General features: G+C 62.2%; 10 protein-coding genes. 4 read left to right on the top strand and 6 right to left on the bottom strand.

Annotated elements, in window-relative coordinates; all coding sequences use genetic code 11:
• Positions 1-7: 7 nt before the first annotated feature.
• Entirely contained in the window at positions 8-1,735 is a 1,728-nt protein-coding gene (locus KFB96_RS24390) for an IS66 family transposase (RefSeq protein WP_213501581.1), read from the bottom strand.
• 307 nt (positions 1,736-2,042) lie between these two features.
• Between KFB96_RS24390 and KFB96_RS24395 the strand changes: the two genes are divergently transcribed.
• From KFB96_RS24395 to KFB96_RS24405, 3 genes are read left to right on the top strand one after another with little or no spacing between them, the layout of a single operon-like run.
• The gene (locus KFB96_RS24395) at positions 2,043-2,774 is read left to right on the top strand and encodes a TIGR04255 family protein (RefSeq protein WP_213456011.1); all 732 of its coding nucleotides are present in this window, start codon (positions 2,043-2,045) and stop codon (positions 2,772-2,774) included.
• Complete coding sequence (locus KFB96_RS24400; RefSeq protein WP_213456009.1) at positions 2,771-3,526, top strand: hypothetical protein; 756 nt, start codon at positions 2,771-2,773, stop codon at positions 3,524-3,526. Before KFB96_RS24395 ends, KFB96_RS24400 begins: the two co-directional genes overlap by 4 nt.
• Positions 3,501-4,403 (top strand): hypothetical protein, encoded by a 903-nt coding sequence (locus KFB96_RS24405; protein ID WP_213456007.1) that lies wholly within the window; start codon positions 3,501-3,503, stop codon positions 4,401-4,403. Before KFB96_RS24400 ends, KFB96_RS24405 begins: the two co-directional genes overlap by 26 nt.
• Positions 4,404-5,263: 860 nt before the next feature.
• Here KFB96_RS24405 and soxZ read toward each other — a convergent pair.
• The 5 genes from soxZ to KFB96_RS24430 form a co-directional block, all read right to left on the bottom strand.
• Positions 5,264-5,581 carry a thiosulfate oxidation carrier complex protein SoxZ gene (gene soxZ / locus KFB96_RS24410; protein ID WP_007191722.1) on the bottom strand — a complete coding sequence of 106 codons (318 nt, stop codon included), beginning with the start codon at positions 5,579-5,581 and terminating at the stop codon, positions 5,264-5,266.
• 52 nt (positions 5,582-5,633) lie between these two features.
• Positions 5,634-6,098: a thiosulfate oxidation carrier protein SoxY gene (gene soxY, locus KFB96_RS24415; RefSeq protein ID WP_300970963.1), complete on the bottom strand. Its 465-nt coding sequence runs from the start codon at positions 6,096-6,098 to the stop codon at positions 5,634-5,636.
• Between the two features lie 40 nt (positions 6,099-6,138).
• Positions 6,139-6,474 (bottom strand): hypothetical protein, encoded by a 336-nt coding sequence (locus KFB96_RS24420; protein ID WP_213456003.1) that lies wholly within the window; start codon positions 6,472-6,474, stop codon positions 6,139-6,141.
• A gap of 332 nt (positions 6,475-6,806) precedes the next feature.
• A complete protein-coding gene (locus tag KFB96_RS24425; RefSeq protein ID WP_213456001.1) occupies positions 6,807-7,871 on the bottom strand; it encodes a thioredoxin fold domain-containing protein in 1,065 nt (354 codons plus the stop codon).
• Positions 7,872-7,933: 62 nt separating this feature from the next.
• Positions 7,934-9,022 (bottom strand): alpha/beta fold hydrolase, encoded by a 1,089-nt coding sequence (locus tag KFB96_RS24430; RefSeq protein WP_213455999.1) that lies wholly within the window; start codon positions 9,020-9,022, stop codon positions 7,934-7,936.
• A 228-nt stretch (positions 9,023-9,250) separates the two neighbouring features.
• Between KFB96_RS24430 and KFB96_RS24435 the strand changes: the two genes are divergently transcribed.
• Positions 9,251-10,966, top strand: a complete 1,716-nt coding sequence (locus tag KFB96_RS24435; RefSeq protein ID WP_213455997.1) for a winged helix-turn-helix domain-containing protein — start codon at positions 9,251-9,253, stop codon at positions 10,964-10,966.
• Positions 10,967-10,983 lie beyond the last annotated feature (17 nt).

Here is a 10,983-nt window from a genome sequence, read left to right on the forward strand (position 1 = left end):
CGATGACTCATGAGCTGTCGATGCCGGTCGGCGGCGCGGCGGGTCGGCACAGTTCGGCACGACGCGCGGCATCCATCGACCAAGGCAGGAACGCCGTCAGCGAGCTTGGAGCTTGTCCGCCGGCCTCGGCGCAGGCGTTGAGATAAGCGGTCAGCCAGGCACGGGGATTCATCCCCCACAGCGCCAGGGTCTGCAGGATGGAGAACAGCGTCGCGGCGAGCTGCGCGCTCCACAGGCTACCCGAACCGTAATCATTCTTGCGCCCGATGACCGGCGTGCGGATCGTCTCCTCGGCACGGTTATTATCCATCGGCACCTCGGGATGCGCGACAAAGACCGTCAGCCCCGACCAATGGTGAAGCAGACTGGTGAGCACCCGCTTGCACCGGGCGCGGGCGACCTTCGGCAGGGTCGCGTCGGTGTCGTCCTGCGCCAACAGCCGTTCGGCCTCGGCGTGCAGGTCCGCCAGCGCCGCCTGCAAGGCCGCCTGCGCGTGCTCGAACGCCGCGCCTTGCTGCGCCAAGGGGCGATCGGGATCCCAGTGCGCCAGACGCTGTTGGTTGAGATGGTAGAGCATGCCGAGACGCGCTTTGAAGTCCAGCGCCCAAGGTTCCAACGCGGGCAGCGCGCGCCCCGCCTCCAGGAAGTCGCGGCGCACGTGCGCCCGGCAGAACGCCAGCAAGATGTTCTCGGCCAGGCGCGCGAGCTTTTTGTAGGCGCTGTAGCGATCGCAGACGATGATGGCGCGCTCGCCCTGCAAGCCGGCGAAATGCGCGCCGGGCACCGCCGCGCTGCGGCTCGGATCGATGCAGTAGAACACCACCGAGGCCGAGCGCGTCAGCCACGGATACCAACGCGTTCCGACCTTGCCCTCCAGATCGACGAAGACCTCCCGGCGCGTCTCGTCGTTGTTGAAGAGCGTCTCGCTCATCTGCTTGCAGTACAGCGCCTCGAGCACCGGCTCGAACAACCCGGTGAAACGCTGCAGGCCACCGGCGAGCGTGCCGGGGGAGACCGGCAAGCCTTGATCGGCGAGGTCTTGGAGCAACCGGTTGCTCGGTTGGCCGTAGCGGTATTTGCCCAGCAGCATCTCGACCCAAAAGCTCACGCCGAAGGGGCTGCGTGCGATCAGCCGCGCCGGCGGCGGTGCGCTGATCACGGCCGGGGTGTTCTCACAGCAACAACCGGGATCGCGGGTGTAGGCACACCGGGTGATGCGCCGCGTATAGGCGCGCACCTGCTCCTCGATCACCGTGCTTTGCTCGTCCAGCGCCGGCGTGCGCCGATAGGGCAAACCGCAGTGCGGACACGCGCTCTGCCCATCGGCCGGAGCATGCTGTTCGGCGACCACGGGCAGCGTCGGGCGTGGGGTCCGGCCATGCCCCGCACAGCCCGGCTGCTGGCCGCGCTTGCGCTGGGGCGCGTCGTCGCCGTCGCCCCGCTCCTTCTCCGAGGGCAGCGGACCGTGCTTCTCGCTCTTCTTGCCGAACAGCCGCTGCCTCAGGTCTTTGATGGTGGCCTCTTTGCGCGCCACCTCCTGCGTCAACGCCTCGACCTGGGCTTTCGCGCGGGCATGCTGCGCTTCCCAGTAGTTGGCCCGCGCACGCAGGTCAATGTGCTCCTGTTTGCTGATCGTGACCCATTCCCGAGCGAAACGCGACCCCTTGCCGCCAGCCGTGCCGAGGCATGGATGCGGTCGCTCCGCAGATGGATCGAGACGTGTCGTGCCTTCCATGGCACACGTTGTACGTGATTTCTACGTCTGTGTCCCGTACTTTCTCTGCGTCCCGGAAGGCGTGACCGAATGTTTACTACAGGTGAACCTCAACACTCTGCTCTCGTTGGTTTTTTCGCGTCCATCTAGCAGAGGGAACCCAGTCTCGATCAGTCGGAGATCCTTGCGGGCGCCCAACTGGCTTCCGCGAAAAAGTTTGCTTCTGGTCCCGGTTGTCCCATACTTTGTCAAGTAGAGTGTCAACCAGCAAGAACTCGCAACAGAAGGGCCTGTGGAGAAGCTCGCAAAATCCCCTCTCGTGTACGTCGTGGCCCAGGTCCGGATCGGGGCGGTCCTCAAGATGGCCGACTACATCCCCGAGATCCAGGAGCGCATGCGCAAGGTCGGCTACTCGCTCTACCGACCGAGCGAGGTCCGGGAGGAGTTCGAGTTTGGGCCTGGCGGCACGGAGACACGAGTGACGCGGCAGTGGGCCTTTGATCGGATTGATCGTACCACGGGCTTTTCGGTCCAGACTGGCTCCGTCGCCTTCCATACGACCGCCTACGACACCCACGAGGCGTTCTTCGTGGATCTGCAGCAGGGTTTGCAGATAGTGCAGGATGTCGTGGGCATTTCCGCAAGCGAGAGGCTGGGGCTGCGCTATGTCGATGCCTTTCAGGCTAGTGCCGACCGTGCCCTCGGCGACTATCTCAAGGAAGGGCTGCGCGGGGTCAGTCTGGGGCACATCGGTGCTCTGCGGCCGAGGTCGTTCACCAACCTGGTGATGGAGACCGACGTCGGCGGCCGATTGGTTGTTCGCATTGGATTGAACCCCGAAGGGGTGCTGCCACCGAACCTGGTGCCGCCAGACCTCGTTTCCGCGAAAACCTTCGACACGAGCAAGCCGGTCGGGATCCTGGATTACGACCACTTCGTGGAGAAATCCGAGGCGTTTTCGATCGAAGGGGCCATGGGTCGGTTCAACGGGCTTCATGGAACCCTCTCGGAGGCATTCCGCGAGACCGTCTCTGACTTTGCACTGGAGGACTGGCGATGAGCACAACGGTGTCGATATCGGGTGACCCGTCTCCTTGGCAGTCCTGGTCCTTGGGCTCGGAGGATATCGGCTACTCAGCGACCGGGGCCGGCGCATCCGTGACCTCGACCTCGAACCGGCCGGGCTGGGTTGTTATCACGGTGCTCGCCACCTTGACCGCGACTGCCGGCATTACGCCCACAATGGCCTTCAAGTCGCGGGTCGTCACCAGCGGATCGTTGGACAGGCTGGTCAGCGAAGATCGGACGGATGCTGTAGCGAAGTCATGGGAAGGGTTGGTCGACCGAATCGGCAAGCAGGCCACGGCGGATGCCGCGGATGTGCTCGTAGGGGCCGATCTGATCGCGGAGATCAAGGCCACCCTGGGTGTTAGCATCAGCGATCTTGCCGCCATCGTCGGGGTCTCGCGCCAGGCGGTCTACGGCTGGATCGGCGGCGGCCAGGTCAGCGACACCAATAATGAGCGCCTGATGGAGCTTCGGCGGGTGTGCGTGGATTGGCGGTCGCTGACCAACCGCCCCCTCGGGCGTCTGCTGCGCGCCAAGACTGCCGAAGGACGATCCTTGCTGGATCTACTGGGGGAGGCTCCTCTGGACCGTTCCCTGATCCAGTCGCACCTGGAGGCATTGGCGAGAAGAGTCGCACAAGAGGGGGGCCAGCGTGAGGCGCGAAGGGCGAGGCTCACACCGCTGAGCGAAAAGGATCGGTACGAGAACGCGCTGACGCATGCCATTCCTGCATCTCATACGTAAGTTGCTTTGCCCCAAGGCGACATTTGCCGTCGAGGAACAGGAGTCCGGAGAGCCGGCGTCGATCAAACAGCGCGGCTGGCGACAATGGTCCTTCGTCAGCCCCCCGGATGCGCAATCGCTGTTCCGTGGGACGTCGCTGGGGCCGGGTTCAGCCGAGCTTGCGAAATATGCTCGGTTCTTGGTGGTCTCGCAAAGCTGCGATTTGGTGCATCACTGCTACGCATCCGAGCCGGTCGTGGAAGCCTATCTGTGCGCTCCCCTGGCTCCGGATGCCCAGCCAAACGGAAACTACACCGCGGGCAAGAATCCCCGGGAGCTGCACGTTCCCTTCGTTTCGAATGGGACGGAGCGCTGGTGCCGCATCCACTCCAACGGGCGGGTGCTGCTGCCGAGATATGTTCTGGCGGGTGTCGATCCCGACCCGTCTTTCGTCGTACCCGATCCTTCGGTTCGCGTGCTGCAACGCTGGATTATTAATCGCGTCGTGCGCACGGCCTTTCCCGACGCTTTCAACGAGCGTACTCGCAGGGCGCGAGGAAAACTGGAGGACCGCCTGAAGAAGGCGGGCACCCATTTGCTCGGCCTCTACGTGAGCCTAACCTCCTGGGATGAGCTGGGTGACGACGAGGTCTACGAGATTGACTTCGTGGGGCTCGTCGCCGAAGGCTTGGCAGAGGGGGAGCGCCAGGCGCTCGTGAAGGCGCTCGGTGAGATTGCTGCGGCCTACGAGATATCCGACGGTGTTTCGGTGCTCGACTATCGAGTTCAAGACGAGGAAGAAGCGTCGATGAGCTTGCAGCGCACCCACCGTCTGTTTCCGCTGGACTATCTCAGCCTTAAGGAATCGCCCGGCGGCGAGCTGCCGTCGCTGCCGTAGCCGATTCGCCCAGGGGTTTGCCCTTCTCATCTTGACCGGAACATCTCCAGCATTGCCGCGATCCGGGTCGTTCGGATGCCCCCGAGCATGATGCGCAAGCCCGGAGAGCGCCCAGCGGTTGGCGCTGGGGCCGAAGCTGGTGGTCTCAGAGAGCGGGCAGGCGGCGATGGCGCGGTTGCTGCCGAAGATCTGGGATAGCGGCTGAGCGTTGCCGAACGGCGACGGCGGCTACAGCAGCGGCCAAGGACTGCTTGTGTGGGACTGAGCTGCCGGCACCCGCTGCAGATTGAGTGTCTGCTTCGGGTCCCAGCGGGCGGCCGACTCTCACGGGCGTCAGTGACCGCAACGCGCGTGTTGCTGTCTGTCGCCTCGCCGGGATCGGCGACGGCTGGGCCCCACTACCGGTCACTGGCCTCGATCATCGGGCCAGCCCCGAGTCGGCCAGAAGCTGCCGCTCGACCCTACCCTGTCGAGCGGCGGTTCGGACGCGTAGCGGTCAGCGATCGGCGGCGTAAGCGGCCAGGCCGCCCAGCAGAAAACGGACAGTCATCCGAGGATCGAGGCGAGGCCTGCCGCGCCCCCGCGCGGGGCGAAGCTTTCTGCGCCTGGAGGGACCGGGCCCGGCCAACTTCAGTCCCTACAAGGATGATGTGTGGCAGTGTGTTGCGTACACCGTCCCTGGAATCGCCAGGAAACTGTCCTCGCACCCATCCGGATAGTCGATGTGCATCAGGGCCGCGTCCTCGAAGTCCCCGGCATGGCCCGCCGTGACACCGGCGAGCCAGATGGGAATGATGAAAAGCGCGAGACGGAGCAGGCTCCGATCATACCGGATCGGCCCGTCGAACGGCTGGTCGCGATCAAGTGACGACGGCCTCCAGCACGCCCGTCATCTGCTGGCTGTCCGTCCAGCGAACGGTCACGGTATCGCCCTTCGCCCCCTCTTTGATGACGAAGGAGAGGAAGGGATTCGCCGAAATGCCCCAGCCCCAGTCGAGGGTCAGCACCGGCTTGCCGTCGTGCTCGCAGACCACCTCGCGGATGAAATGGCGCGGAATGAGCTCGCCCGTGACGGGATCCTTGCGGCTTCCGCTCTCCATGGGGTGATTCAGGATCACCTTGACCAGGATCGCGCCGTCCTTGAGTTTCAATCGAATCTTGCCGAGATCCGCACTCATGATCGTCTAACTCCATCGCTCTTCATCGCATTCTCCGACGTTGGCGTTTGCCCTATCCACCGCATCCGCCCGAGGTGACCTTGACGGCACGCGTGGCCCGATAAAGCCTTCCATCGGCCTCGACCAGCGCGATGAGATTGGCGCTCTGGCCCAATTTGACTCGGATCGACAGGGTCGGCTCGACATCAGGTGTAAATCGAGCCCTGGCCAACAAGGGGAAAGGATTGCCATCGGAAAGCAATGTCAGGGTCTTCGGATCGGGGAGGTCGATCACGACTTGAACCGGAACCACGCGGCCGTTCTCGGCGATGTCCGGCGCAGTCACGGCGATCCGATCCGAATCCTCGACGGGAGTGTCGGCAAAGAGGAGCCTCTCGGCCTCGGAGAGATCCTCCAGATGAAAGGCGGCACTAGGCCAACCCGCCATCGCCGTTCTCAATTGCAGGCCGGTCGCGGCCATGGCGATCCAGGGGGCGGTCGCGAGCCCGCTTTTAATGAAGTTTCGTCGTTGCATCATAGCCCCTGTCGAGCTGTGTAGGATCGGGGATTCCGCCCTGTCAGCAGCCATCGTCTTCCGTTTCAACCACGCCGGTTTCCGGATCTTTTGCAAGCTCGCCCGTGTCTTTCGTCTTCTGGGTCCGGATAAACATCATTGACTCGACGCGATCGAACTCCTCGTCCATTGCACGCTGCACGTCGATATCACGCAATCCCTCGTAGATATAGATCCGGCCGCCCGACTCGGCCGCGATCTCGGCCTCGCTCGGATCGAAGAGACGTCGTAGCTCGATCTCGGAAACGTCTGCCGTCACTGCCATCCCGGGCACGAGACAACACATTCCAAGCAGTGGATGGATCAGCGCGCGGGCGCTGACGATGCGGGATCTCTTCATTTCATTCGGCTCCCATTGGTTCGATCGGCCTCGACACGGAACGAGTCCGTGCACTTGGCCCGTGGCCAATGCGGGCGCGTACAGCTTTGTCTTTTTCGTTGTGTTGCCGAGTAAGCGCTCGCTCCAAATCCGGAGACGTTCCAGGGTGCACTCTTGTGTCCAACGCCGATTAAGGTGCCTCCGGGAACCGAATCGACAGCCCAGCACAGCTCACGTAACCAACGCCTTGAAGAATACAGTAGGTGTTGGACTTTTTAACGTGAATATGACACAAAACAATAACGGTTCGGCGACAGGCGTCCGCGCGCTTAATCAAGGCGCCGCCCTGAGCATCATTCCGGCGATGGTAATTGCCCCGCCTCTCGGGCTTCATTGATTCGCTCCAATGACCGCGCGCGCGCGAAACGCTGATAAGTCCAGTCCTGATCGTAGGCGCGCTCCAGCACGTAGTGAAGCGAATTCAGCATCCGCTGGCGCAGGACCAGCGCATCCGTCCCGAGCACCTCTCTGCCTTGCTCGTCGAAGAACAGTAGCGCCGGTCGCTCGCTGAATCCGGTGGCGGCCCACCAGTCGGCCGGCGTGGCGCCCTCTCCATCGGGCTTTCGCAGCACAGTCTCGTTATCCTCGGCATCCAGGCGCACGATCTCGAACCGTTCGAGCAGTGCGCGCACTTCGGGCTGCGCCAGCACCTCGCGATGGAAGCGCGTACAGTTCCGGCAACCATCCGTCTCGAAGATTACCAGCAGCGGACGATCAGCCGCCGATTGACTCCGATCCAACGCATACGGCGGCGCGCTGAACAGAGCGTCCGCGACGAGCCGATCGCTTGCGTCGCTGGCTGCGGTGCCCTTGCTTCTTGCGGCCACAAACTCAGCGAAGGATTGCGTTTCAGGCTTCCCTTCGTTGAGATAATCCAGCACTAACCCGAAGCGTTGGGGGTCATGGTAGCCGACACCGCGGTAAAGCAAGTCGCCATCCGTCCCTACGAACTTCACCGTGGGAGAGAACTCGGCTCCTGCGCGCTTTGCAAAGGCTTTGACCCGCTCATGGGTGCCATCCGGCGCGGTCATCTCCGCATCGCTGAAGATCTCGAGTCCGACGGCGTCGAACTGCGCCTGCAGCCGCGCCGCGAGCGTTGGATCGCTCAGGCTGGTGCGGATGAATTCAGCACAGTAGGAGCAACCCTGTGTCGTGAACAGGATCATGAGGCCCTCCTTGCCGGCTTCCCGGGCCTCTTCGATGTCCTCGGGCAGATCGAGAAAACTGTCCTTGAACCAGTCGGGATACTCGATGTGCATCATGGCGGCATCATCGAAATCGCCCGCCTGACCTAGACCGACGTTGTCGAGCAAAAGACAGCCGAGCAGCAGTCCTCGGTGAATGGGATGGTGACCCATGGCGATGTCCTCGCTTTCAGTGGTTGGTCTGAGGCTCCTAAGTTAGTTCGGCTTGCATCAGCTCACTTAGTCGGTTCCAGAAACTCGGCGATGGCCTGATAGAACGCCGTATTGTTCTTCTCGAATTGGATCATGTGGCCGGCCTGGTCGATCTCGACGTACTGTTTCACCGTGCTGCCGAGGTCCTGCAGGAGTTGTTGGTTATCAGCGCGGCTGGCCAGCGTGTCCGACTCGCCGCGAATCACCAGTGTCGGCACCTTGATGCTGGCAGCGTCAAAATGCGGTTCCGGCCAACCGATGAATCGCCCCCAGGGGGCGCGGACCCGCCCGCCGAGCTCAGCAGATTTTGGATCGGACGCCAGATGGGCCTGGACATACGCATCGAAAGCCCCGGGGATCAGGTACTCTTCCTTGGTGCCCAACTTGACCCAGCGTTGCAGGTCGCCGGGGGTACCGTAGCGATTCTTTTCGGCTTCGCGCTTGGTGTCCTCTTGCCGGCGCTCCTCCGCGGTCTTGCCTTTGCCTAGGTAGTTGCCGGCGTACAGAATCAGCTTGGCCACTTTGTCGGGCTGCTGAATGGCATAGAGCGGCGCCTCCGCCATCGCCGCAATCGACCACCCCAGCAGATGCACCTTGTCGGCGCCGCGTAGATCGCGAATGAAATCGACGGTGCGTCCGACATTGGCGAGCGTGACGTCCAGGCCGATGGGCGCCTTGCTGTTCGGGTAGCGCTCAGGTTCATCCATGATCGGTGGCCGAGTCGATTGCCCATAACCTTCCAGATCCAACGCGAAGGTATCCCATCCGAGCTTCGCGAAGTGCCGCATCATGGAAACGTTTTCATAGTCCAAGTCGAAGGCGACGTAGCCGGGAAAAGTCCCTCCGTGGAGAAAGAGCAAGACTCTGTTGTCCTTGCCCGCCGTCCGTTCGGTTCCGGCCGCGACGACCTCCCGCACATGCAGGACCACGTTTGGGTCAAGATTCTGCTCCCGATAGAAGGGCTCTTTGCTCTCGTGGCTGAGGAAGTAGTCTGTCGTGATCAGGCCAAGTTCTTCTGTCGCCCGGGTGGTCTGAGTGCTGATCATCAGGCACAATAAGGGTAGAGCCAGTTGCAAATAGGGTGACTTGCAGCAGGAGTGGGTGCTCGCCATCACAGCCTCCGTCGAGGTCCGTTGTTGTTGCGGTCTTGGTCCAGCACCTCGGAGGCGTCGACCCCCGGGGCCTTGAGCCGAGCATCGGCTGTACTGGATTTGCTGTCTCGAACGAAAGGCGACCGAACAACGAAGGAAAACAGAAGGACACAAAAGAACTCATTTATTCAGAAGCTTAAGGCATAGTTTGCGGCCATCTCCCCCGACGCTGAAACTCTGTGCACCGACATGATTAGACCCGAAATCCCAGCAGCCGAATCAAGCTCCACGTCATTTCAAGTTGGTGACTGGCTGGTCGACCCCGCAGCGGGACTGATTGCCAAGGGCGGACGCGCAGTCAAGCTCGAGCCGAAGGTCATGGAGGTTCTGAGCTACCTGGCCCTCCGGCAGGGGGAGTTGGTCACACGGGAGGACCTGGAGCGTGATGTCTGGAAGGGTGCGGTGGTCGGGTATGACTCGATCACGGCCGCGGTGATCAAACTCCGGAAGGCGCTGACAGACGACGCGCGGCAGCCACGCTATATCGCCACCATTCCCAAGCGGGGCTACCGCCTGATCGCAGCGGTGCGAGAGCGTGTCGCAGAGGTCGGGGCTGAGAGCACCGCTAGGGCCAGGGGTTCCGCTTCTGGACCAACGGCATCAAGCGCCAGCCTATCGAGATGGTTGCTGGGGGCACTTGTACTGATGCTGCTAATCGGTCTGGTCGTACTGTCCTATCAAGACAAGCACGCACAAGACGGCAACGCCTCAACATCATCAACACCGCCGTCGATCGTGGTGCTTCCGTTTACGAACCTCACCGGCGATCCCGATCAGGCGTCTTTTGTCGACGGGATGACGGATGACATGATCACAGACCTCTCCAGACTCTCCGGGCTGCAGGTCATCGCCGCCAATACGTCATTTACATACAAGGACAAGCAGGTCCAACCGCAGGAGCTGAAAGCGGAGCTGAGAGTGGATTTCGTCCTGGATGGCAGTGTCCGACGACGGGGCGACGTGATGAGGATCAACGCACGGCTCGTCGATGCCGGGACCGGATTTCAGAAGTGGGCCGCGAGCTTTGATCGGCCGACCAGCCAGGTATTCGAGGTTCAGGATGAAGTGACCGATCGCATCGTGGAGGCACTCGCGCTGCGGATTTCGGACCAGGAGAAAGAACGCTTGGCTCAACGCAGCACCGACAACCTCAAGGCCTACGATGCCTTTCTGGAGGGACAAGCCCTATCCAAGCTCGGCACGATCGAGTCCAACCGGCAGGCGCAGCGTGCCTATATGCGCGCCATCGAGCTCGATCCCGGCTACGGGCGGGCCTATGGCGCCCTGGCGTTCACGATGGCGGTCGCCTTCCGCCGGGGATGGACAGACACCCCGCTTGAGACCATGGCTCGCGCACTGGATCTGGCCAAACGGGGTGTCGCACTGGACGACTCGATCCCACAGACGCATTGGGCACTCGGCTATGTCTATTTGATGCGCAAGGAGCTCGAGCAGGCAGAGTCGGCGGCGATGCGATCGATTGCTGTCGCACCGAACTATGCGGACGGCTACGGGTTGCTTGCGCTCATCAACAACAATCTCGGACGTCCGGAAAAGGCGATTGAGCAGATCAACAAAGGTGTCCAGCTCAATCCCTACTACACCTGGGACTATCCCTACAATCTCGGGCGCGCCTACTATACGTTGGGCCGTTACGAGGAGGCGATTGCGGCGTTGGAGAAGGCCCTGGAACGCAACGAGAACGCAGCCCCCATCAAGTTGTTTCTCATCGCCAGCTATATGCGCGCGGGCCGCGAAGGCGATGCCGAGTGGCAGGCGGAAGAGCTTCAAATGGTCAATCCGGAAGAGACGATTTCGCATACTGACAAGGCGATTCCGATTGCCGACCCGGAACTCAAGCAGGCATTCCTGGACGATCTGCGTGCGGCAGGGCTGCCCGACTAGCAGATCCGGCAGGCAAT

Source organism: Thiocapsa sp. (genome assembly GCF_018399035.1).
In the GTDB taxonomy this organism is placed as follows: domain Bacteria; phylum Pseudomonadota; class Gammaproteobacteria; order Chromatiales; family Chromatiaceae; genus Thiocapsa.

Excerpts from the sequence above, each read along its gene's own strand:
- KFB96_RS24390 (WP_213501581.1), bottom strand. The coding sequence starts at position 1,735 with ATGGAAGGCACGACACGTCTCGATCCATCTGCGGAGCGACCGCATCCA.
- KFB96_RS24400 (WP_213456009.1), top strand. The coding sequence starts at position 2,771 with ATGAGCACAACGGTGTCGATATCGGGTGACCCGTCTCCTTGGCAGTCC.
- KFB96_RS24405 (WP_213456007.1), top strand. The coding sequence starts at position 3,501 with ATGCCATTCCTGCATCTCATACGTAAGTTGCTTTGCCCCAAGGCGACA.
- soxZ (WP_007191722.1), bottom strand. The coding sequence starts at position 5,581 with ATGAGTGCGGATCTCGGCAAGATTCGATTGAAACTCAAGGACGGCGCG.
- soxY (WP_300970963.1), bottom strand. The coding sequence starts at position 6,098 with ATGATGCAACGACGAAACTTCATTAAAAGCGGGCTCGCGACCGCCCCC.
- KFB96_RS24420 (WP_213456003.1), bottom strand. The coding sequence starts at position 6,474 with ATGAAGAGATCCCGCATCGTCAGCGCCCGCGCGCTGATCCATCCACTG.
- KFB96_RS24425 (WP_213456001.1), bottom strand. The coding sequence starts at position 7,871 with ATGGGTCACCATCCCATTCACCGAGGACTGCTGCTCGGCTGTCTTTTG.
- KFB96_RS24430 (WP_213455999.1), bottom strand. The coding sequence starts at position 9,022 with ATGGCGAGCACCCACTCCTGCTGCAAGTCACCCTATTTGCAACTGGCT.
- KFB96_RS24435 (WP_213455997.1), top strand. The coding sequence starts at position 9,251 with ATGATTAGACCCGAAATCCCAGCAGCCGAATCAAGCTCCACGTCATTT.